A 22,077-nucleotide genomic window follows, 5' to 3' on the forward strand; every position below is an offset into this window, starting at 1 on the left:
AATTGCAAAAAAGGAATCGATCTCTCGGTTCCTTTTTTTTTGCGTAAATAAGTTTAAATTTATAATAGATTAAAGTACTACTAATCTTAAGTCCAAAAAGATAATGAGACAATCACACAAATATGGATTGATCAAACATGTATCGATTGTCACATTCTTCTTTTTATTACTATTATTGAATAGTTGTAATAAGGATGATGATAGTGTGAAAGATTCTATAATTGGTTCATGGCAAATGATAGAGTTCTATGGAAGTGATGGCTCAAACTTTCCAGAGTGGTACTCAGTGGCGAATGGCTTCACTTATAATTTTCAGAGTAATGATGTAATTACTTCAAATGACTTTACGTGTAATGGGGTTTGGACGTTCAATTCATCCAACAATATTAATATCACGTTTGATTGTCTAGAAGCTGGTTCACTCGGGGATTACGATGTAACATTTGAGGAAGGAAATTTGATATTAACACCAAACCCATCGTCCTGCGACGAAGGTTGCGCAGAAAAATTTAAACGATTGGACTAGTAATAAATACAAAAAGAGGAACCAGTTTTTAAACTAGTTCCTCTTTTTTTTTGAAGCGTTACTAAAGGGAAACACTACTATTTCTAATAATCAATAAACTTATTATTAAAGAAGAATCCGTCGTGCCTCGTGTAGCGCAGCGGTCTTGAGTCTTGGTTCTATTTCTTCGGAATGTTCTTCAATATTTCCAATACAAATTCCCAATATTTTTGAGCGGAAGAAATACTTGCGCGTTCATCGGGAGAGTGTGCTCCTCTAATTGTTGGACCGAAAGAAATCATATCCATTTCAGGATAATTCTGACCTAAAATACCACATTCCAATCCGGCGTGGCAAGCAGCTACTTCGGCTTTTTCGCCGTTCATTTTTTGATAAAGACCGTCTAAAACCTTTAAAATTGCGCTGTCCATATTTGGCGCCCAACCAGGATAATCGCCATCTAATTTTACTTTATAGCCTGCAAGTTCAAAAACTGAGGTTAATGCGTTTGCCAAAACATCTTTAGAAGACGCTACTGAACTACGAGTTAAACATTCTACTTTAATGTTGCCATTTTCAACTGAAACCTTCGCAATGTTATTTGAAGTTTCCACCAAATCTTCAATATCTGGGCTCATTCTGTAAACGCCGTTATGTGCAGCGTTCATTACATTAAAGAAATTTCTTTGATCGGCTTCACTCATTACTTTCGTACTAGCTTCATCAGCTTTTTCAGCAGTAATAGAAAGATTTGGATCTAAAGATTTGTATTCTGAAACAATAACTTGCTTCATTTTTTCAATTCCCAAAAGAAAATCTTCTTCCGAAGTAACTACAACTTTAGCTACACTTTCGCGCGGAATTGCATTGCGAAGACTTCCGCCTTCCAGTTTCGCCAATTGCATAGAATCTTGCACAGCGAAAAGCAAACGATTCATTAATTTGTTGGCGTTACCCAAACCTTTAATAATTTCCATTCCACTATGACCACCGCTAAGACCTTTCACTTTTATAGTAAAGCTAGTTGCATTTTTTGGAGCGTCAACTTCAGAATAGTTACCAGTTGCAGTAACATCAACACCGCCGGCACAGCCAACGCCTATTTCGTCATCTTCTTCTGTGTCAAGATTTAAAAGAATATCGCCTTTTAGCAAACCGCCTTTTAATCCTTTGGCACCCGTCATTCCTGTTTCTTCATCTATCGTAAAAAGCGCTTCAATTGCAGGGTGTTCAATTTCGTTGCTTTCAAGAATCGCCATAATAGTGGCAACTCCCAAACCATTGTCTGCGCCCAGCGTTGTTCCTTTTGCACGAACCCAATCTCCATCTACATACATTTCAATTCCCTGTGTATCAAAATTGAAATCGGTGTCGTTATTTTTTTGGTGAACCATATCAAGATGGCTTTGTAAAACAATCATTTTACGATCTTCCATTCCTTTGGTTGCAGGCTTGCGAACTATAACATTACCCACTTCATCTTCCATAGTTTCCAAACCGAGCTTCGTTCCGAAGTCTTTCATAAAAGCAATAACGCGTTCCTCTTTTTTAGAAGGGCGCGGCACAGCGTTTAGGTCTGCAAATTTGTTCCAAAGCGCTTTGGGCTTTAGGTTTCTTATTTCTTCGTTCATAGTTTATAATTTATAATTTGAGTTGTGATTTTTTTTACCACGAATACACGAATAACAATAAATTCTCTTTGTTGTGTTTTTCCAAATATTTTAAAAAATAATTCATGCATTAGTGGTTAAATATCCATCACGAATGCGCGAATTATTTAAACTAAATACAATGAAAATACATTCGTGTATTCGTGGTCAACTAATCGCAAATTTACGGTTTTGTGATCGCTATAAAAATTATGTAGTGAAAGAATTCCTTTGTAAGTTTGGATTATGCAAAAACGAACCTCAGCATTCCTCGCTTTATTTCTATTTGTGCAGATAATTGCACTTCAGGTTTTAAAGCATTTTCCAGCGTTCGTTGAAAAATATTACAGCCTCGGAATCTACCCTTGGATTTCAAAAATCTCCCGCTACCTTTTTGGCTGGGTTCCATTTTCTGTTGGCGATTTGTTTTATCTACTCATAATTATAGTTGCCATTCACTGGCTCTATAAAAATGTGAAAAGACTAAAAAACGACAAATTGTATTTTTTTGTAGATATTCTGGCGGCTGTTTCGGTAGTGTATTTAATGTTTCACGTGCTTTGGGGGTATAATTATTACCGGCTTCCCTTACACAAATCATTGCAGTTAAAGAGCGATTATACCACTGAACAACTTTTAAACACAACCAACCGTTTTATTGAAAAGAGCAATGCATTGCACCGCGAATTGGGCTATGCCGATAGCGTAAAAATTGAGCTACCGTACACTCAAAAGGAGATATTCAAAAAAACATTGAATGGTTATGAAAATCTGGAGAAAGAATTTCCGCAGCTGGCCATTTCGCCGCGAAGCATCAAAAAAAGTGGTTGGAGTTTAGGCCTTACCATTATGGGTTATAGTGGCTATTTAAACCCTTTTTCAGGCGAAGCACAAGTAAACAACCTCATCACAACCTACAAGTTTCCGGTAGTAACTTGCCACGAAGAAGCGCACCAAATAGGCTATGCCGCAGAAAACGAAGCCAATTTTATAGCCACACTTTCCACATTGCACAATGACGACCCGTATATTCAGTATGCTGGATATATTTTTACACTGCGTTATTTAATTAATGAAATTGCCCGCAGAGACGAACCAAAATACTTCGAACTATTAACCACGATAAACCCAGGTATTTTGGAAAGCTATAAAGAAATGCGCGATTTCTGGGAAAGCTATCAAAACCCATTGGAGGATTTTTCAAAAATATTTTGGGACAACTTTTTAAAAGCAAACAACCAAAGCCGCGGAATCATGAGTTATGATTATATGGTGGCTCTGGTTGTAAATTATTTTGAAGATAAAACGCTGTGAAATCAAAATCGAAATCGAAACTGAAAATCGCACTTCTCACGTCTCACGTCTAAAATTTCAAGTCTATTTAACGTATTCTGCCTCGGCAGGTTTTGCGAAAACAGAAGCATCGAGCATCGTTTCGGTAGCTGTGATTTTATCGAATTTATAAGTTAACTTTTTATCTTTTGGCTTATTGTTTTCAACATTCCAAAAAGTAAATCGCTCTGGAAGCAACAATCCATTTACATTTTCCCATTTGTCGTATTTTATAAAATGCCAGTCATCACTTTTCTTTTGGTCTCTGAATGTTACTGTATAAGCCAACCACGTCATTTGGTTTGTTACGGAATCGAAGTATAAAATATACTCATCATCGGGCGAATCGCCCACGCCGTCGTTATATGAAATTTTAAAACCATTGTACATTTTTCCGTCTAATTCAGTTGCTTCAACGGCGGTATAATTGGTTCCGGGATCTGCGATTATAAAAGGCATTGCGTAAAAGTAGAACATCAAATTATGATAGAAAACAGGATTGCCTTTGTAGCCTAATTCGTTTTTTAGTAACCAAACGCCCTTATCGTCAAGACCAATGCTCCAATCTTTAGATTCAATTTTGGTCTTCCTGTCTGGCAATGAAATTGTGTGGATTTCGTCGCCATTTTTGCCTTTCATTTCAAAACAAAGATTGTTCATTTTTTGCCATTGCTTCAGGCCTCCGTGAGCTGTAAATATGTTTTGAAGTTGAGACGGAAATGTTTTTTCAACATTCATTGCCGTGTTTTTCGCTTCCCCATCGGGCGCTTCTATTCCGGTGCTGTCTAGTTCTGTTCCTTCTATCCGTGGATCTTCGCCACTCGTTTTTTTGTCGTTTTTACATGCCCAAAGTGAAAGGACAATTGCAGCTAATAAAATCAGTTTTTTCATAATTGGTTGGTTTATTAACCACTAAATGTAAAAAAGCTTCCCGTGTTGGGGAAGCTTTTTAGAAATGTTTATGATTAATAGATGTGAGATTGGAGATCTAAGATTTTAGACTTGCGTGATTAGTGCTTTATAATTTTCTTCACTGTTGAATTTCCTTCCGAAGAGATTTTCACGAAATACACTCCGTTTTCCAAAACAGAAACATTCATCTTCAACTTGCCGTTTTGCGGGAGCATAGTTTCAGAAAACAATTGTTTCCCTTGAATATCATAAAGTGAAATGGTTGTTTCTAAAACCAATTGGGACGATTGTACTGTAAAGTTTTCAGCAGTTGGATTTGGGTAAACACTTAAATCTTCAAAACCGAATGAATTTACAGAAAGGAACACTTCATCATCCAAGAAATCTGGAATGCTATTTCCATTAATATCGTCGTCTAATGGTGTGCCGTTGTTGTTATAGTCTTCATCAATAGTTAAAGTACCATCGCCATCATCGTCGTTGTCTAAATAATTTTCTACGTCGTCGCCATCGGTGTCAATATAGATATAAGACGGTGCAACGCCAGCGCCAATTCCAGTTGTTTCTACCAATGTTAAAACTGAATCGCCGTCGTCATCATCATCTAAATAATTTGGAATACCATCGCCGTCGGTGTCGTCATCGTTTAGGTTGCCGTTGTTGTTTATGTCTTCATCTTCATTGGCAATGCCATCACCGTCTGCATCGGGGGCTAGTTCATCTGTAGCGATTTCAAAAGTAGTTACAACAGAGCAGCTCGTATTTATATTTTCAACTCGAACATAAATTGTCTGTGGGTTGGAAGAGTTGGTGTACGAATTTGAATTCATTATTGGATTTAAACTGTTTAAGGCATCTGCCAGTGTTATATAAAACCCTACTATATAATCAGAAGGGTTCAACCCAGCCAAAATCACCGGAATATTCACCGTAAGATCAAAAATTGCAAACCCGTCGCCATCGCCTTCATTTATAAAGAGGTTGTTAGGTGGGGTTATTAAAGGATGATTAATTACCCTTAGTTCCAATTCAACAATAGTTGCACATTGAATTTGGTTACCTTCAACACGAACATAAACAATTTGTGAGTATGCTACTATATTTTCATATGGGCTAGGCAGTGGGGATGTTGCGTTCTCTGCGTCAATTAACGTTTCATGATAAGTAATACTAATATTAGATTGTCCATTGCCAATTTCAACATCCTTCACTGTAAGATCGAAAATAGCAAAGCCATCATTATCATCATCACACATTTCAAGCGGATAGGGGTTTTGATTGGGGCTTGGATTTGGCATTACAACCAACGTAAGCGTAACAAGGGTTTTGCAACCGTTAGTGGCTGCGACTCTACCAATTACGGTTTGTGGGGTAGAAGTGTTCTGAAAAGAATTTGGATTAGGAATAGGTACATTCGCCGCTTCATCGGCAGCGTTCATAAACCATACAACTGTTAGGCTGGGATCGCCATTTGTTACTTCATTGTGGACACTGGTAAGATCGAAAGTAGAGATTTCATCGGTTGGTGTGCTGCCGTTGATTTCATCATCACACAGCATCATTTCAAAAGGGCCCAGGTTTGGTGGTGTTGGGTCTATTATTAATTCAAAATTAGTTGTATCAAAATCGCCTGTTACAACAATTTCAATTCTAGCAAAAATAGTTTCTCCAGCACTTACATAGCTCTCAGGGTTTGCTATTGCATTTGTACCATTTAAAGCATCAATCAAAGTTTGGTAATAAGTAACACTATGTTCCGCGGGATTTTGAGTGCCAATAATAATAGTATCGTTTACTGTTAAATCAAACATTTCAACGCCGTCATTATTTAAATCGCAAGCATATAAATCTAGAGCTGGATTTGCCACTACTTGGGCAGATATTGTAATGGTAGTTATAAGAAAGCCTACTAAAAGTACAAATTTCTTCATAAGAAATATTTTTCTTGCAAGATATAAAAACAATTCAAAGCGTTAAGAAAGTTTTAACACTGAGTGCCAAAAATCAAATCGGTTCTAATTCCTGAAAGTTCAATCTGATTCTATGCTGAAATAGAAAGCAAAAAGCTTCTTCATAAATAATTTTCAGTAGCGTATCTTTGCGCAATGCACAAGTCCATTACAAGTTTTCATAATCCGTTGATAAAGCAGATTGTCCTGTTACAGGAAAAATCGCGCGAACGCCGCAAAACAAGTCTTTTTATTATTGAAGGCTTTCGCGAAATTTCGCTAGCAATAAAGGGCGGCTATCTCTTTAAAACCTTCCTTTTCTGTTCCGAAATTATTTCCGAAGAAGAAATATTCACGTTGAAAGAATCGGCAAATAACGAAGCAGAATTCATCGAAATTACTTCAGAAATCTATGAAAAACTCGCTTATCGCGGTTCTACCGAAGGTGTTTTGGCAATTGTGCATTCTAAAACTTTGGAACTTGCCAACCTGCAACTTGCAACCAAAAACCCTTTAATCCTAATAGCCGAAGCTCCCGAAAAACCAGGCAACATCGGCGCCCTACTTCGCACTGCAGATGCGGCAAATGTGGATGCTGTAATTATTGCCAACCCAAAAACAGATTTGTACAATCCCAACATCATCCGCAGCAGTGTGGGGTGTTTGTTTACCAATAAAATTGCTACGGGAAGCACTTCAGAAATTATTGCGTTTTTGAAAGCAAACAAGGTCAATATTTATTGCGCCGCATTACAAGCTTCGGTACCTTACCACACTTGTAATTTCAAAAAAAGTACAGCGATTGTTGTTGGAACTGAAGCCACCGGACTTTCGGATGAATGGCTCGAAAACAGCACCCAAAATATCATCATCCCAATGGAAGGTGAAATAGATAGTATGAACGTTTCCGTAGCTGCGGGAATCCTTATATTTGAGGCGAAGCGGCAACGAATTGCCCCCTAAGCCCCTTAGCCCCCAAAGGGGGAACTCGCTCCCAGTCTTTGAAAAAAAATGAATTTTGAATTTTAAACCTTGAATCTTTCCATTTGAAACCCGAAACCCTTTTCCTCATAATAATAGCAATATTAATTGTCAGTTTTATAATTGATCAATTGCTTGATTTTTTAAACGCCAAACATTTTAATGATCCACTTCCCGCAGAATTGCAGGACGTTTTTGATGAGGATGAATATAAAAAATCGCAGCGCTATAAAAAGGAAGGTTACAAATTCGGGATACTCAGCTCAGCAATTTCACTTGTTGCTACCCTCCTATTTTTCTTTTTTGACGGCTTTGCGTATGTAGACGAGTTAGCGCGTTCCTTTGCAAACAATGAAATAATTATCGCTTTAGCTTTCTTCGGAATCATAATGATTGCTAGCGATATTCTCAGCACGCCTTTTAGTTATTACAGCACTTTCGTTATTGAAGAAAAATACGGTTTTAATAAAACCACTCGTAAAACTTTTTTTCTCGATAAACTGAAGGGGTGGTTGATGGGCGCTGTTATCGGCGGTATTATTTTGGGTGCCATTATTTGGTTTTACCAAACTACGGGCAAAAACTTTTGGCTGTACGCTTGGGGAATCGTCACCGTTTTTACCGTTTTAATGAATCTGTTTTATGCACGTTTCATCGTTCCACTTTTCAATAAACAAACTGCGCTGGAAGAAGGTTCGCTGCGTTCACAAATAGAAACGTACGCGTCACAAGTGGGTTTTACGCTCGATAAAATATTCGTAATTGACGGCAGTAAACGCAGTACAAAAGCAAACGCCTATTTCTCTGGCTTCGGAAGTGAAAAGCGCATAACCCTTTACGACACCCTAATAAAAGATTTAAACGAAGAGGAAATAGTAGCCGTCCTCGCGCACGAAGTTGGACATTACAAACGCAACCATATCATCATCAATCTATTTGCCGCAATCCTAACCACAGGATTTACGCTTTGGTTACTTTCACTATTTATCGGCAATCCTTTATTTTCTGAAGCGCTGAATGTTTCGCAACCTTCGTTTCATATCGGGTTGGTTGTTTTTGGGGTTTTATACAGTCCTATTTCTGGGATAACAAGTCTTTTGATGAATTTCCTTTCCCAGAAATTTGAATACCAAGCAGACAATTTTGCGAAACAAACGTATGCCGCTCCCCCATTGATTTCAGGTTTAAAAAAACTTTCAAAAAATAGTCTGAGTAATCTAACTCCGCATCCATTGTATGTTTTTGCCCATTACTCGCATCCTACGCTTTTGCAGCGGTTTCAAAATCTGAAAAAATAAACTACCTTTCCTAGACCAACTAAGAAAGGTAAAGTGAAAACCACAATCACCCGCACCGTTTGGATTCTCTCCCTCGTCAGTCTGTTTACAGATATGGCCAGCGAAATGCTTTACCCAATAATGCCCATTTATCTAAAAAGTATTGGGTTTTCCATTATTTTAATTGGTGTTTTGGAGGGATTGGTGGAAGCCGTTGCTGGATTGAGTAAAGGTTATTTTGGACAGTTAAGCGATAGCAAAGCCAAGCGCGCTCCTTTTATACAATTGGGTTATGCTCTAAGCGCTATTTCAAAACCGATGATGGCGTTTTTTGTATACCCACTTTGGATTTTCTTCGCAAGAACTACGGATAGATTGGGAAAAGGAATCCGCACTGGCGCACGGGATGCAATGCTTTCCAGAGAAACTACTAAAGAAAACAAAGGTAAAGTTTTCGGTTTCCACCGATCCATGGATACTTTTGGCGCCGTGCTGGGTCCTGCACTTGCACTACTCTATTTATATTTTTATCCCGCAGATTATATAAATCTTTTTTACATCGCTTTTATCCCAGGAGTTTTGGCTGTTGTTGCCTCTTTTCTTTTGAAAGATAAAAAAGTTGAATTCACTTCTGAAAAGAAAAAAATCAGTTTCTTTTCATTTATAAAATATTGGAAAACAAGCCCCCCCGAATATAGAAAAGTAGTACTCGGACTTTTATTTTTCGCGCTTTTTAATAGCAGCGACGTTTTTCTATTGTTAAAAGCGAAAGATGCTGGATTGGACGACACTTGGGTAATTGGCATTTACATTTTTTATAATTTAATATATGCCCTCACAGCATATCCTTTGGGTAGTTTCGCAGATAAAATTGGACTTAAAAAAATGTTCGTTTTTGGATTAGTAATTTTCAGTCTGGTGTATTTTGGAATGGGTTTAACCACAAACTTGTACGTTATTATTGCTCTTTTCTTTGGTTACGGAATATACGCCGCAGCCACCGAAGGCATTTCCAAAGCATGGATTACGAATATTTCCAAAGACGAAAATACCGCCACCGCCGTGGGCACTTATTCTGCTTTCCAAAGCATTGTTGCAATGGTTGCCAGTGTTATGGCGGGGCTATTGTGGTTTTATTTTGGCGCAAGCGTAACGTTTTTTGTATCTGCTTTTGCAACATTAATAGTCGTTATTTATTTTCTGGGGAATATTTCATCGTCGGTTAAACAATAATCTTTAGTGAAGACCTACAAGGTTTTTGAAACCTTGCAGGAGGTTTTAATAATACTTGTTTCGAATAATTCAACAAACGGCCACATTTCCAAAAAACAATAAACGATAAACAATAAACAATAACCAATAGAATATTATCTTTGCCCACTGTTTAGAATTTTACACTTATGACAATTTCATTTAACTGGCTAAAAGAATTTATCAACCTACCTTGGGACGCCGAAAAAACTGGCGAACTATTAACAGACCTCGGTCTTGAAGTAGAAGGAATAGAAGATTTTTCTTCCGTAAAAGGTGGCTTAGAAGGCGTAGTAGTTGGTTACGTTTTAGAATGCACCCAACACACCAACGCAGACCGATTGAAGGTAACAAAAGTAGATGTGGGCACAGGCGAACCAATTCAGATTGTTTGTGGCGCTCCTAACATTGCCGTTGGTCAAAAGGTTCCTGTAGCCACTGTGGGCACTACACTTTATGATGCAGATGGAAATCCTTGGCAAATAAATAAAGGTAAAATACGTGGCGAAGTTAGTGAAGGAATGATCTGTGCCGAAGACGAACTCGGCATCGGAAAATCGCACGACGGTATAATGGTTCTTAGCTCTAAATTAAAGCCTGGAACTGCATTAGCCAAAGTTTTACAAATTGAAAACGACAAAGTTTTTGAAATAGGCCTTACCCCTAACCGAGCCGACGCAATGAGTCATTGGGGAGTTGCTCGCGATTTAAAAGCGGGACTTCTTCACCATGGTATTTCCACAAAACTGAATACACCATCTTCTAGTAATTTTAGAATAGACAGCCGCACATTAAAAATTGATGTAAAAGTTGAAGACAATGCGCTCGCACCAAGATATTGCGGAATTACAATTAGCAATATAAAAGTTGGTCCGTCGCCTGCATGGATTCAAAATAGACTGAAAGCCATCGGGCAAACACCAATTAACAATATTGTGGATGTTACAAATTATGTGCTCCACGAACTTGGTCAACCCCTGCACGCATTTGATGCTGCAAAAATTTCTGGGAATACGGTACATGTAAAAACACTTCCAGCTGGCACAAAATTTACTACCCTCGAAGGTATTGAACGCGAACTTCACGAAGAAGATTTAATGATTTGTGATGCCGAAAAACCTATGTGTATTGCTGGTGTTTTTGGCGGAATGAATAGTGGGGTAACCGAAGAAACAACCAGTATTTTCCTAGAAAGCGCATATTTCAACCCTGTGAGCGTTCGTAAAACTGCAAAACGCCACAGTCTTAGTACAGATGCCTCTTTTCGTTTTGAGAGAGGAATTGATCCTAATATTGCAGATTATGCACTTCGCCACGCTTCTATTTTAATTCTTCAAATTGCTGGCGGACAAATAACCAGTGATTTGATTGATGTTTATCCAAAAAAGATTGAAGACCACCAAGTTTTTCTACATTTTGAAAAGGCGAATAAATTAATTGGCGAGGAAATTTCAAAGGAAACCATCAAGGAAATTCTTACATCGCTAGAGATGAAAATTATCAACGTAACTGAAACCGGAATTGGGATGACTATTCCAGCATACCGCAACGACGTTACCCGCGATGTGGATGTTATTGAAGAAGTTCTTCGGGTGTATGGTTATAATAACGTGAAATTCACCCAAAAATTAAACGCTTCTATTTCCACTATTTTGCCAGGTGGAGATTATACGGTTCAAAATAAAATAGCTTCGCAACTTACGGCGCGTGGTTTTCACGAAATGTTGAACAATTCGCTTACCTCACCAAATTATTCAGCTTTAAGCGAAACGTTAAAAGATCATTATAATATAACAATGCTTAATCCGCTAAGCCAAGATTTATCGGTGATGCGCCAATCTATGTTATTTTCTGGCCTTGAAGCAATTGAATACAATAGCAATAGAAAAAGTAGCGACTTAAAGTTTTTTGAATACGGAAAGACCTATCATAATTTTCCTGGCGGCAGAACCGAAACAAAGCATTTATCACTTTTTATTACAGGATTAAAGGCAGACGTTAATTGGGCTTTACCTGAAGCAATGAGCAATTTTTTCTACGGAAAAGGTACCGTTTCAAGTTTAATGGAGCGTTTGGGTCTTGATGGTTATTCGGAAGAAAATACTGAAAATGATATTTTTTCCGAAGCAATTGCTTTCAAAAGAAACAAAGAAATTATTGTTGAATTCGGTATTGTGAAAAAGAAAATCACCAAAGAATTTGATGTTGATGCGGAAGTTTTCTATGCAGATTTTAATTGGGATGAAGTGTTGAAACAACTTACCACTAAAAATTTCAAATTAAAACCAATCGCGAAATTTCAAGCTGCACAACGCGACTTTGCATTGCTTTTAGACGATTCTGTAAAGTTTGATGATCTCCGCCAAGCGGCCTTTCAAACTGATAAAAAACATTTAAAAACAGTAACGCTTTTTGATGTTTACAAAGGTGAAAACCTTCCCGAAGGAAAGAAGAGTTATGCGCTTAGCTTCACCATTCAAGATGACGAAAAAACATTGACAGATAAGCAGATTGACAAAATTATGAGCAAGCTAAAGCAAAAATTCGAAAATGAATTTGGTGCTGCGCTGCGATAGATAAAACTTAAAATTAAAAAACGGCGACCCGAAAAGGTCGCCGTTTTTAGTAAAGGATTTTTTGGCAATATTACATTGGCAAAACCACGCTGTCAATTACGTGTATAACTCCGTTAGACTGATTTACATCGGCTATAGTAACTGTTGCCATACCACCGTTTTCGTCCATTAGCATTACTTTTTTACCTTTCATCATTACAGTTAAAGTTCCACCACTTACAGTTTTGTAAGTTGCTTTTCCGTTTCCTTTTTTTATGTCCATCATAATATCTGCAGCACTGTGTTTTCCAGCAACTACATGATACGTAAGTATAGATTGTAGTTTTGCCTTATTTTCAGGCTTCAACAATGTTTCCACTGTTCCTTTTGGCAATTTTTCGAATGCCGAATTGGTTGGCGCAAATACTGTAAATGGCCCATCACTTTGAAGTGTTTCAACTAAATCTGCTGCTTTTACCGCTGCCACTAGTGTAGTGTGGTCATTTGAATTTACCGCGTTTTCAACGATGTTTTTACTTGGGTACATTTCGGCACCACCTACCATTACTGTTTTTTCATTACTCATCATTTTGCTTTGTGCAAAACTAGAAGTTGTTCCTACTAAAAGTGCGATAGCAAATACTGCTGCTGTAAAAATGTTTGTTTTCATAATATGTTTTTAGGTTTATATTTATGTACCTATAAACGAAAGTCCCGAAGTTGCGGTTTCGCAATTTCGGGACTTTAATGTTTATTTAACTTTTATAAAACTAGTTTGCCGCTGGCGGAAAAACTAAACCATTCACTATATGAAAGAAACCATTTTTATGGTAGAAATCTGAAGCTATTAATGTTGCCGTATTATTATCCTCATCGAAAAGCATAAGTTGCCCAGCCTCCTCTTTTATTCCTAATTTTTGCCCTTCAACTGTAGTTAAATACGCAATACCACCATTTTTTTCAACCGCCATTATAAGGCTGTTGCTGTCTAATCTTCCTGGTACGGCTAAATATTTCACAACTGAATTTATCAACCTAGTATTTCCCAATACCGAATCTCTACTTTTCTTAGATAAATTAGTAAAAGCTTCATCTGCGATTGCGAAAATTGTAACCATTTCCTGAGCTTCCAACGTTTTGCGCAGCGGGTCGTTCTTTAATAATTTCGCCATAATTGTGAAATCTGGCGCTTCTTCCAGATTTTCATAAAAAGTTTTACTAGATGTAAAAGTACTTTCACCCAGTACTTTTGAAACTTCATCATTATTGGTCGAAATGTATTTCTGGGCCGAAACCGTGGTTGCGAAACATACTATTAAAAGCAGTAAAAATGTATTCTTGAGTTGCATAGAAAAAATTTAAGATTGTAAATATAACAAAGCCAACACTTCTATAAACGTAAAAGACTTGTACTTATTAAAAAAATGATTCGAAATGTGTTAAATTGTTGTCATGCTGGAATGTACTGTGTAATTTTAGTAATCTAAAAAATAGTTTCCATGTTTTCGAGGACCAATATTGAAAAGCAGCTTCTAAAGTCTCGATCTAAACGAATTGAAGAAGAAGCTATTATGGACGAAATTCAGTGTATATTTTCTGAAAACGAAAAACAACGCAAAGAAAATCTTTCTAATTTAACCGAAAAAGCTATTGAAGTTGAAAATCATTTCAATTTTGATTTATTGAATAGCACACATATTTTTCACATTGAAGATATTAAAAACCTCTGTATTACTTACAGATTACGCTTTTTAGACTCGCATTATTTTAAAGGAGATTTTCCCGAAGAAGCAATTTCAGAAATTAGAAGCCTTGAAAATTCACATAATATTACACTTAAAAACTTTAAAATAGTTGCTCCCTCAAAATTGATGAAATTAGAGAACGCAGACGACCCGATGCTTTTTGCACCAATGGGTAACGACTACTTTTACTTAATTTATAAATGGGGCAAAGACCTGCATCCCTTTAGAAAATTGATGATGTGGCCTTATAAAAATTTTGAGAACCTTTTATTTACTGTTACATTGCTGAGTGCTTTTATTACCACAATCGCACCTATGCACTGGTTCAGTAAAGAACCAAATTTTTCAGAATATTTATTTCTGTTCTTGTTTATTTTTAAAGGTGTAGGCGGAATGGTGATTTTCTATGGTTTTTCAAAAGGAAAGAATTTTAATGGCGCTATTTGGAACAGTAAATATTATAATGCCTGATTTCAATAGTCAGTGGTCAGTGGTCAGTGGTCAGTGGTCAGTGGTCAGTGGTCAGTGGTCAGTGGTCAAAAAACATAAAAAATATATTAACTCAATAACATAAAAAATGTCAGATAACAAAGAAGAAACAATCCGCATATACACCGGATCAGATATTATGGCCGCAGCCTTAGTAGGAAGATTAAAAGACGCAAATATTACCCCAATACTTCGTGATGATGAACAAAGCGGCGTTATGTTTGGTTCCGGCAGCAAATATGACGATCAAGTGCGCGTATTTGTGCGTAAAGACGAACTAGCCACTGCACAACCTATCGTGGATGCATATCTTAAAGAAATAGAAGAATAAATGAATTAACAGTGAGCGGTGAGTGAAATACTTTTTTTTAACACGTTTACTATTCTACCTTTACCAAAAAAAACTATGTCTGAAACAAAAAGAATTTATACCGGCCCAACGCTTATTGCCAAAGGTTTGATAGCACGCTTAAATGAAATTGGCATCAACCCAATTGAACGCAATGATCACGACAGCAGTGTACGCGCAGGCTTTACAATGAGTATTGCTAACCAAACTATGGTTTTTATCAGAAATGATGAATATGAAAAGGCGCAAAGCACCATAGAGGAGTTTTTAGTAGAAATTACTGAAGAATAAAATGAAGGTCAGTATTAATGAACTTTAACAACAAAAGAATATTCGCGTTTTTAATCGACTTACTGATTATCGCAACGATCTCGGCGCTATCTTCAGGGTTTTTTGAGATTGAAAGAGAGTTGGGCACAACGACAATTTTCGACACAACTTTTACCTACGGAATCAGTTGGTCCTTTTTATTCTATTCGATGTATTTTATTATTTTCGATATTTTCAACAATGCAATTACAGTTGGGAAGCAAGTGATGAAAATAAAAGTTGTTCTAAAAAACAATGACCAATTAAGCCTACAATCACGAATATATCGGACAGTATTAAAAATGATAAGTATTCTATTTCTTCCAATTAGTGCACTTGTATTTCTAATAAATGGAAATACTCTTGAAGACAAATATAGTAATACGAAAACGGTTGAAACTTCATTTAGTTTCTCCAATTAAAAAAAAGTCAGTATTGATTTGAAGGTTTTTCAAATCAATACTGACTTTTTAAATTTTTGATTAAAGCTATGCTTAAGCTTCTACAGCGTACATTTTATCGCGCTGCTCTTTCAATTTTTTATCGTTCATATACTCATCAAAAGTTGTGTAACGATCTATTGCGCCGCTTGGAGTAAGTTCTATAACTCGTGTTCCAACGGTTTGTGCAAACTCGTGATCGTGAGTTGTAAGCAAAATCGTTCCCTTAAAGTTTTTTAATGAATTGTTGAAAGCCGTAATAGATTCCAAATCTAAGTGGTTTGTAGGCTCGTCTAGCATTAAAACGTTTGCACGCTGCATCATCATACGGCTAAGCATACATCTTACTTTTTCACCTCCAGAGAGCACATTACTCGTCTTAAGTGCTTCTTCACCGCTGAAAAGCATTTTTCCTAAGAAACCACGGATGAAAACTTCTTCGCGCTCTTCTTCCGTTTTAGTGTATTGACGCAACCAATCTACTAGCGACAGATTATTTTTAAAAAAATCTTCGTTGTCTAGTGGCAAATAACTTTGGTTTGTAGTAATTCCCCATTGAAAAGATCCAGTATCTGCTTCCATATGGCCGTTTAATATTTCATAAAAAGCTGTAGCAGCACGAGAATCTCTAGAGTAAATTACTACTTTATCGCCTTTCGCTAAGTTGATATTCACATTTTTGAAAAGCACTTCGCCATCTATAGAGGCCGAAAGATTTTCACCAGTTAAAATTTGATCGCCAGCTTCACGCTCACGTTCAAAAATAATTGCTGGGTAGCGACGGCTTGAAGGTCTAATTTCTTCAATATTCAATTTTTCAATCATTTTTTTACGCGAAGTTGCTTGTTTGCTTTTTGCAACGTTTGCACTAAAACGCATAATAAATTCTTGAAGTTCTTTCTTCTTTTCTTCAGCTTTCTTGTTCTGCTGCGAACGTTGACGTGCAGCTAATTGGCTACTTTCGTACCAGAAAGTATAGTTACCGCTGTAATGCGTAATTTTTCCGAAGTCAATATCGCTAATGTGTGTACACACCGCATCTAAGAAGTGACGGTCGTGAGAAACAACGATTACGCAGTTATCGTAATTGGCTAAAAAGTTTTCTAACCAATTGATGGTTTCGTAATCCAAATCGTTGGTAGGCTCATCCATAATAAGCACATCTGGATTTCCAAAAAGCGCTTGCGCTAAAAGCACTCGCACCTTTTGTTTTCCATCCAAATCTTTCATCAAAGTAAAATGAAGGCTTGCATCAATACCTAAGTTTGAAAGCATTGCTGCTGCATCACTGTCTGCATTCCACCCGTTCATTTCTTCAAAAGTTACTTGAAGTTCGCCAATTTTTTCGGCGTTATCATCGGTATAATCTTCGTAAAGTTTGTCTATTTGCGTTTTTATTGAAAACAATTCCTTATTCCCCCTAACAACGGTTTCCAAAACCATATAATCATCATAGGTGTTGTGGTTTTGTTCGAAAACAGACATACGTTTTCCTTTTTCCAAATGCACGTGGCCAGAAGTAGGATCTTGTTTGCCTGAAATAATTTTTAATAAGGTGGATTTTCCGGCGCCATTAGCACCAATAATTCCATATATATTGCCCGTAGTGAACTGTGTACTCACCTCGTCAAACAATACACGTTTTCCAAACTGTACTGAAAGATTTGAAATTGAAAGCATAACTTTTTAAATTTTGCGCAAAAGTAGGTATTTAAGCGACACCCCGAAAAGATTAACGTTTTAAAAATCCTTTTAACTACCATTTAACACATTGATGCCAATGTGTTGCTAAATTTGTTAGCTATCTTTAAATTAAAATCGATTGTTCAAAAAACTACTTCCTCTCTTAATATTTACACTATTGCTTTCCTGTAAAGATAAGGAAGAGAACATTGTAGAAACTACTTGGATAAGCGGCCAAATAATAAATCCAACTCTCGATTATATTATTTTTTCCAAAGGAGATAAAATATTAGACACCGTTAAATTAGACTCCAATAACTTCTTCTTATACAAAACCGATAAAATTAAGGCTGGACTTTATAATTTTAAGCATAACGAAACTCAAGTATTTTTTATTGAGCCCGGTGATAGTTTGTTACTCCACGTAAACACTATTGATTTTGATGAATCGCTAGCCTATTCTGGAAGAGGTGGCGAACAGAACAACCTACTAATGTATCTGTATTTAAATAATGAAACTGAAAATCAAAAACTTCCAAATTGGTATACACTCTCTTCTAAAGATTTCACAAAGAAGATTGACTCTTTAAAACAGATTAAACTTAAAGAATACAAAAATTATATAGCTCAAAACCCTGTTGCAGACGGTTTCAAAAGAACAGCCTTGGCAAATATTACTTACGATTATTATATAAAAAAAGAAAAATACACCGCAGCGAATAGAAAGAATATAGCCGAATTCGATAAAAACTTTTTCGACTATAGAAAAAAAATAAATTTTGAATTAGACGAACTTAAATTTTACTATCCATATTACCGATTTATGAACCGATATTTTGAAAATCTAGTGTTTTCAGAATACAAAGCAAATACAATTGTAGACCGTAACTCGTACAAATTTAATTATAGAAAAATTCAACTTATTGACAGCATAGTTACTTCAGACACGCTAAAAAATAGTTTGCTTCGTTCTAACGCTCTTTATTATTTTCTAAATGCTAAGAATGCCGACGAGGAAGGTAAATTTCTAGAGGCATTCACAAAAATGAATACGGATGAAAATTATCTGAAAGAGGTTAGCAAAATGTACAATACAACTGTTAAACTCACGCCTGGCAACACAATTCCCAACGTTACTTTGGTAAATGCAGATAATATTGTAAAAGATTTATTAAGCGTTATTAAAACACCTACGGTTCTTTATTTCTGGTCTGGAAAATCGCCTACGCTGTATAAAAACATACATAGTCGTGCCGCAGAACTAAAATCTAAATATCCAGAATATACCTTTTTGGGAATAAATACCGACACTCACTTTAAAAAATGGCGACAAACTATAATCAATGCTGGTTATAATCCATCAAACGAATTTCAAATTGAAAATTTAAATGATGCCGAAAAGAAGTTGCTCGTAAAATATATGAATAGCGCCATAATATTGGATAAAAACGGAGTAATACTTGAAGGGAAGATCAATTTGTTCAACACTAATTTTGAGCAACTACTTCTTGGTTTTCTAAATAAGTAACCGCTCCAAAAGATAATCTTTTCGTCTCTGTGCAACGCCTGCTATTAGATTGCACACAATAAACAGAATTGGCAGCCAAGAGGAGCCGAAGCAATTAGTGTCATTCTGACTCCGCTCAATTTCCCAAAATATTAATTACCCTTTTTATAATCTTCTAAAAATTGCTTTAAACCGCTATCGGTCAATGGGTGTTTTAGTAAACCTTCTATTGAAGAAAGCGGGCCTGTCATTACATCGGCGCCTATTTTTGCACAGTTAATTACGTGCATTGTATGGCGAATTGAGGCTGCAAGAATTTTTGTTTCGAAACCGTAATTATCATAAATCAAACGAATATCTGCAATTAACTCCAACCCGTCGGTCGAAATATCGTCCAAGCGTCCGATAAACGGCGAAACGTACGTTGCTCCCGCCTTTGCAGCCAACAATGCCTGTCCTGCGGAAAAAACCAAGGTACAATTAGTACGAATGCCGTGATCTGTAAAATATTTAATCGCCTTAATACCTTCTTTTATCATCGGTACTTTTACCACAATTTGTGGATGAAGTTCAGCAAGTTCCTCGCCTTCTTTTACCATTCCTTCAAAATCTGTTGCAATAACTTCTGCCGAAACATCGCCATCAACAATATTGCAGATATCAACGTAGTGCTTCAGAATATTATTACGGCCAGTAATGCCTTCCTTTGCCATCAACGATGGATTAGTGGTTACGCCGTCGAGCACCCCTAAATCTTGGGCTTCGCGAATTTGGTCAAGGTTTGCAGTATCGATAAAGAATTTCATAGGTAAGGTTTCAAATTAAGTTTAGCAAAAATAGCGAAGAATGTGTAAATTAAATACCGTTGTTTACAAAGATTGATAAGTTGAAAATTCAACAATTTTACTTCAACCCATAATGCTTCAAAAGCATGCGCTCATAAACTTTATCTGGCAAAACACGTTTCAGTACAATTGAAAATTTCTGTAGTGATGAGCCTACTTTATAATGAATTCTCGGATTCGGGTTTTCAATAATTTTATATACCACCTTAGCCATTTCCAACGGATCACCACCATTATCTACGTGCTCGTTCATCATTTTTAGCGTGTTGCCGTAGTTTTTGTTGTAAGGCGAATTTTCTAACACTGGCGCATGATAACGACCAGCGGCAATGTTTGTAGCAAAATCGCCCGGAGCAATATTCGCCATTTTTATTCCAAATTGCGAAGTTTCCATTCGCATTGCTTCTATGGTAATTTCCAATGCAGCTTTGCTCGCAGAATAAATTCCGCGGTACGGAAGTCCCATATATCCAGCGATAGAAGTAATATTTAAAATATGCCCAAAACCCTGTTTGCGCATTTGTGGCAAAACGGCTTTAATTACATTTATAGGTCCGTGAAAATTGGTTTGGAAGGCATTTTTAATTTCGCTTTCGGGAGTTTCTTCAATTGGGCCCGTAATCCCGACGCCAGCGTTGTTTATTACAACGTCTATCTTTTGGGTTTTACTAATAATTTCAGCAATTACCGCTTTAATGGAATCAGTTTCGTTCACATCCATTTTCAGAAGTGGAAACGCAGAATTAGTAATTTTATCGGGGTTTCGGCTAGTTCCGAATACTTGGTAGCCACGTTCAGAAAGATATTCGCCAATGGCTTTACCTATTCCCGAAGAACCGCCTGTAATGAGTACTACTTTTGGCATAAATGGTTGTTGAAGGGCAAAGGTGCGCTTATGTGCTGGGTTTTCCAAATAGTTTTTGCAAAAAGACACAAGAACCAATATCGCTTTGCTGCAAGAATCAAGACGGGTGTGAGATATTTTTTTGGAATCTGTCCTGTTTCCCTTCAGTCCTGTTTCGTGCTTCCCTTTCAGAACGAAAGTTTAGCGCACAAAAAATGGCAAGCTACCTACATCACACCGCTCAACTATTTACCTTTGCTGCGTTCCCGCCCTGGAGGATTCAACAGGAGCTGGTTGTGTAGGACTTGCCGCCGCAAAGATAAGGCTTTTTCAAGTTTTTGCAAGTATTTTTACATTTCAATTTTAATAAATACCTTGCAGCAAATTAATTGTTACACATGAAAATATATAACGTTTTAGCTCCTACACTTTTACTTCTTTTTTTGAGTGGCTGCGGAAGTAATTCTGAAGAAAAAAAAGATAATTTTTCATTGAAAATTGAGAATCCAAAGAAGACTTACACCACCAAAGATGTGCTAACAGTTTCATTAATCAACAAAAAGAATATTGAAACCGATTCTATCCTTTACTTTTTGAATAAAGACAAAATTGAAGTTTCTGGTAAAACCATTTCCCTTTCGGGGAAAAAGTTAGGCGAAAAAATGCTAATAGCTAAGATTTATAGAGATGGAGAAGAATTTGAAGCTTCACAAAACATCACTATTTTGTCCGCTATAAAACCAAAAATTTACACTTATAAAATTTTAGAAACCTATCCGCACGATATAAATGCCTACACTCAAGGTTTAGAATTTGAAAACGACACTTTGTACGAAAGTACCGGACAATACAGAGAATCTTCGCTGCGAAAAACAGATTATAAAACAGGCGAAGTATTGCAAACAGTTGGTTTAGCCGCACAATATTTTGGCGAAGGACTAACTATTTTAAACAACAAAATATACCAACTTACGTGGCGCGAAAACACAGGTTTTATTTACAATCTTAAAACCATGGAGCAAACAGGAACATTTGTTTACGGACAAAGTCGCGAAGGTTGGGGGCTTTGCCACGATTCCGAAAACAATATTTATAAAAGTGATGGCACCGACAGAATTTGGACATTAAATTCGAACACACTTGCTGAAAAAGATTACATAGAGATTTTTACAAATACCAGCAAAATAAGCAGTGTAAACGAGCTAGAATGGGTTGAAGGGAAAATCTATGCAAATGTATATCAGCAGGGGTCCATCGCTATTATTGATCCTACAAACGGTGCGGTAGAAGGTGTGATAGACTTAACCGATTTAAAAGATAAAGTTACCCAACACCCAAAGTTGGATGTGCTTAACGGAATTGCTTACAACGGCGAACCAAACATACTTTATATAACAGGAAAAAACTGGGACAAGCTTTTTAAAATCGAGATAATTCAGAAATAATTAGCTGTTT

General features: G+C 36.7%; 20 protein-coding genes and 1 other RNA gene. 12 read left to right on the forward strand and 9 right to left on the reverse strand.

The window, feature by feature from the left end:
* Positions 1-103: 103 nt before the first annotated feature.
* A complete protein-coding gene (locus tag AC3RVF_RS07935) occupies positions 104-526 on the forward strand; it encodes a hypothetical protein (protein ID WP_489689471.1) in 423 nt (140 codons plus the stop codon).
* A 158-nt stretch (positions 527-684) separates the two neighbouring features.
* On the opposite strand, the gene AC3RVF_RS07940 is transcribed toward AC3RVF_RS07935, so the two are convergent.
* Positions 685-2,136 carry an aminoacyl-histidine dipeptidase gene (locus AC3RVF_RS07940; protein ID WP_489693134.1) on the reverse strand — a complete coding sequence of 484 codons (1,452 nt, stop codon included), beginning with the start codon at positions 2,134-2,136 and terminating at the stop codon, positions 685-687.
* A 264-nt stretch (positions 2,137-2,400) separates the two neighbouring features.
* Between AC3RVF_RS07940 and AC3RVF_RS07945 the strand changes: the two genes are divergently transcribed.
* Positions 2,401-3,468, forward strand: coding sequence for a DUF3810 domain-containing protein (locus AC3RVF_RS07945; RefSeq protein WP_489689469.1), 1,068 nt, complete (start codon positions 2,401-2,403; stop codon positions 3,466-3,468).
* 63 nt (positions 3,469-3,531) lie between these two features.
* Here the strand turns inward: AC3RVF_RS07945 and AC3RVF_RS07950 are convergent, their stop codons facing one another.
* On the reverse strand, positions 3,532-4,377 hold the full coding sequence (locus tag AC3RVF_RS07950) for a DUF6503 family protein (protein ID WP_489689468.1): 846 nt from the start codon (positions 4,375-4,377) through the stop codon (positions 3,532-3,534).
* A gap of 119 nt (positions 4,378-4,496) precedes the next feature.
* A complete protein-coding gene (locus tag AC3RVF_RS07955; protein ID WP_489689467.1) occupies positions 4,497-6,329 on the reverse strand; it encodes a T9SS type A sorting domain-containing protein in 1,833 nt (610 codons plus the stop codon).
* Positions 6,330-6,503: 174 nt separating this feature from the next.
* On the opposite strand from AC3RVF_RS07955, the gene AC3RVF_RS07960 reads away from it, so the two are divergent.
* The 4 genes from AC3RVF_RS07960 (at position 6,504) to pheT (ending at position 12,432) form a co-directional block, all read left to right on the forward strand.
* Positions 6,504-7,310 carry a TrmH family RNA methyltransferase gene (locus tag AC3RVF_RS07960; RefSeq protein WP_489689466.1) on the forward strand — a complete coding sequence of 269 codons (807 nt, stop codon included), beginning with the start codon at positions 6,504-6,506 and terminating at the stop codon, positions 7,308-7,310.
* Between the two features lie 83 nt (positions 7,311-7,393).
* Entirely contained in the window at positions 7,394-8,626 is a 1,233-nt protein-coding gene (locus AC3RVF_RS07965; RefSeq protein ID WP_489689465.1) for a M48 family metallopeptidase, read from the forward strand.
* Between the two features lie 33 nt (positions 8,627-8,659).
* The gene (locus AC3RVF_RS07970) at positions 8,660-9,838 is read left to right on the forward strand and encodes an MFS transporter (RefSeq protein ID WP_489689464.1); all 1,179 of its coding nucleotides are present in this window, start codon (positions 8,660-8,662) and stop codon (positions 9,836-9,838) included.
* A 167-nt stretch (positions 9,839-10,005) separates the two neighbouring features.
* Positions 10,006-12,432: a phenylalanine--tRNA ligase subunit beta gene (gene pheT, locus AC3RVF_RS07975; RefSeq protein ID WP_489693135.1), complete on the forward strand. Its 2,427-nt coding sequence runs from the start codon at positions 10,006-10,008 to the stop codon at positions 12,430-12,432.
* A gap of 70 nt (positions 12,433-12,502) precedes the next feature.
* Here the strand turns inward: pheT and AC3RVF_RS07980 are convergent, their stop codons facing one another.
* Together AC3RVF_RS07980 and AC3RVF_RS07985 are read right to left on the reverse strand one after the other, a co-directional pair.
* Positions 12,503-13,081 (reverse strand): fasciclin domain-containing protein, encoded by a 579-nt coding sequence (locus AC3RVF_RS07980; RefSeq protein ID WP_489693136.1) that lies wholly within the window; start codon positions 13,079-13,081, stop codon positions 12,503-12,505.
* A gap of 100 nt (positions 13,082-13,181) precedes the next feature.
* The gene (locus AC3RVF_RS07985) at positions 13,182-13,760 is read right to left on the reverse strand and encodes a fasciclin domain-containing protein (RefSeq protein ID WP_489689461.1); all 579 of its coding nucleotides are present in this window, start codon (positions 13,758-13,760) and stop codon (positions 13,182-13,184) included.
* 150 nt (positions 13,761-13,910) lie between these two features.
* On the opposite strand from AC3RVF_RS07985, the gene AC3RVF_RS07990 reads away from it, so the two are divergent.
* The 4 genes from AC3RVF_RS07990 to AC3RVF_RS08005 all read left to right on the forward strand — a co-directional run bounded on the left by AC3RVF_RS07990 (position 13,911) and on the right by AC3RVF_RS08005 (position 15,725).
* Entirely contained in the window at positions 13,911-14,627 is a 717-nt protein-coding gene (locus tag AC3RVF_RS07990) for a hypothetical protein (protein WP_489693137.1), read from the forward strand.
* 106 nt (positions 14,628-14,733) lie between these two features.
* Positions 14,734-14,976, forward strand: a complete 243-nt coding sequence (locus tag AC3RVF_RS07995; RefSeq protein WP_489689459.1) for a putative signal transducing protein — start codon at positions 14,734-14,736, stop codon at positions 14,974-14,976.
* A gap of 75 nt (positions 14,977-15,051) precedes the next feature.
* The gene (locus AC3RVF_RS08000) at positions 15,052-15,285 is read left to right on the forward strand and encodes a hypothetical protein (RefSeq protein WP_489693138.1); all 234 of its coding nucleotides are present in this window, start codon (positions 15,052-15,054) and stop codon (positions 15,283-15,285) included.
* Positions 15,286-15,302: 17 nt separating this feature from the next.
* Positions 15,303-15,725 carry an RDD family protein gene (locus tag AC3RVF_RS08005; protein WP_489689457.1) on the forward strand — a complete coding sequence of 141 codons (423 nt, stop codon included), beginning with the start codon at positions 15,303-15,305 and terminating at the stop codon, positions 15,723-15,725.
* A 72-nt stretch (positions 15,726-15,797) separates the two neighbouring features.
* On the opposite strand, the gene AC3RVF_RS08010 is transcribed toward AC3RVF_RS08005, so the two are convergent.
* Complete coding sequence (locus tag AC3RVF_RS08010; protein WP_489689456.1) at positions 15,798-17,423, reverse strand: ABC-F family ATP-binding cassette domain-containing protein; 1,626 nt, start codon at positions 17,421-17,423, stop codon at positions 15,798-15,800.
* Between the two features lie 142 nt (positions 17,424-17,565).
* Between AC3RVF_RS08010 and AC3RVF_RS08015 the strand changes: the two genes are divergently transcribed.
* Positions 17,566-18,954, forward strand: a complete 1,389-nt coding sequence (locus AC3RVF_RS08015) for a TlpA family protein disulfide reductase (protein ID WP_489693139.1) — start codon at positions 17,566-17,568, stop codon at positions 18,952-18,954.
* Positions 18,955-19,085: 131 nt separating this feature from the next.
* Here AC3RVF_RS08015 and fsa read toward each other — a convergent pair whose 3' ends face one another.
* The 3 genes from fsa to ffs form a co-directional block, all read right to left on the reverse strand.
* The gene (gene fsa / locus AC3RVF_RS08020) at positions 19,086-19,739 is read right to left on the reverse strand and encodes a fructose-6-phosphate aldolase (RefSeq protein ID WP_111845058.1); all 654 of its coding nucleotides are present in this window, start codon (positions 19,737-19,739) and stop codon (positions 19,086-19,088) included.
* Between the two features lie 97 nt (positions 19,740-19,836).
* Positions 19,837-20,643 (reverse strand): SDR family oxidoreductase, encoded by an 807-nt coding sequence (locus AC3RVF_RS08025; RefSeq protein WP_489689454.1) that lies wholly within the window; start codon positions 20,641-20,643, stop codon positions 19,837-19,839.
* A 192-nt stretch (positions 20,644-20,835) separates the two neighbouring features.
* An RNA gene (gene ffs / locus AC3RVF_RS08030) (signal recognition particle sRNA small type) lies at positions 20,836-20,933 on the reverse strand.
* An 87-nt stretch (positions 20,934-21,020) separates the two neighbouring features.
* Here ffs and AC3RVF_RS08035 point away from each other — a divergent pair.
* The gene (locus AC3RVF_RS08035) at positions 21,021-22,067 is read left to right on the forward strand and encodes a glutaminyl-peptide cyclotransferase (RefSeq protein ID WP_489693140.1); all 1,047 of its coding nucleotides are present in this window, start codon (positions 21,021-21,023) and stop codon (positions 22,065-22,067) included.
* Positions 22,068-22,077: the final 10 nt, after the last annotated feature.

The sequence above is a fragment of the Aequorivita sp. IT1183 genome, assembly GCF_058068265.1.

Excerpts from the sequence above, each read along its gene's own strand:
- AC3RVF_RS07935 (WP_489689471.1), top strand. The coding sequence starts at position 104 with ATGAGACAATCACACAAATATGGATTGATCAAACATGTATCGATTGTC.
- AC3RVF_RS07940 (WP_489693134.1), bottom strand. The coding sequence starts at position 2,136 with ATGAACGAAGAAATAAGAAACCTAAAGCCCAAAGCGCTTTGGAACAAA.
- AC3RVF_RS07945 (WP_489689469.1), top strand. The coding sequence starts at position 2,401 with ATGCAAAAACGAACCTCAGCATTCCTCGCTTTATTTCTATTTGTGCAG.
- AC3RVF_RS07950 (WP_489689468.1), bottom strand. The coding sequence starts at position 4,377 with ATGAAAAAACTGATTTTATTAGCTGCAATTGTCCTTTCACTTTGGGCA.
- AC3RVF_RS07955 (WP_489689467.1), bottom strand. The coding sequence starts at position 6,329 with ATGAAGAAATTTGTACTTTTAGTAGGCTTTCTTATAACTACCATTACA.
- AC3RVF_RS07960 (WP_489689466.1), top strand. The coding sequence starts at position 6,504 with ATGCACAAGTCCATTACAAGTTTTCATAATCCGTTGATAAAGCAGATT.
- pheT (WP_489693135.1), top strand. The coding sequence starts at position 10,006 with ATGACAATTTCATTTAACTGGCTAAAAGAATTTATCAACCTACCTTGG.
- AC3RVF_RS07980 (WP_489693136.1), bottom strand. The coding sequence starts at position 13,081 with ATGAAAACAAACATTTTTACAGCAGCAGTATTTGCTATCGCACTTTTA.
- AC3RVF_RS07985 (WP_489689461.1), bottom strand. The coding sequence starts at position 13,760 with ATGCAACTCAAGAATACATTTTTACTGCTTTTAATAGTATGTTTCGCA.
- AC3RVF_RS07990 (WP_489693137.1), top strand. The coding sequence starts at position 13,911 with ATGTTTTCGAGGACCAATATTGAAAAGCAGCTTCTAAAGTCTCGATCT.
- AC3RVF_RS07995 (WP_489689459.1), top strand. The coding sequence starts at position 14,734 with ATGTCAGATAACAAAGAAGAAACAATCCGCATATACACCGGATCAGAT.
- AC3RVF_RS08000 (WP_489693138.1), top strand. The coding sequence starts at position 15,052 with ATGTCTGAAACAAAAAGAATTTATACCGGCCCAACGCTTATTGCCAAA.
- AC3RVF_RS08005 (WP_489689457.1), top strand. The coding sequence starts at position 15,303 with ATGAACTTTAACAACAAAAGAATATTCGCGTTTTTAATCGACTTACTG.
- AC3RVF_RS08010 (WP_489689456.1), bottom strand. The coding sequence starts at position 17,423 with ATGCTTTCAATTTCAAATCTTTCAGTACAGTTTGGAAAACGTGTATTG.
- fsa (WP_111845058.1), bottom strand. The coding sequence starts at position 19,739 with ATGAAATTCTTTATCGATACTGCAAACCTTGACCAAATTCGCGAAGCC.
- AC3RVF_RS08025 (WP_489689454.1), bottom strand. The coding sequence starts at position 20,643 with ATGCCAAAAGTAGTACTCATTACAGGCGGTTCTTCGGGAATAGGTAAA.
- AC3RVF_RS08035 (WP_489693140.1), top strand. The coding sequence starts at position 21,021 with ATGAAAATATATAACGTTTTAGCTCCTACACTTTTACTTCTTTTTTTG.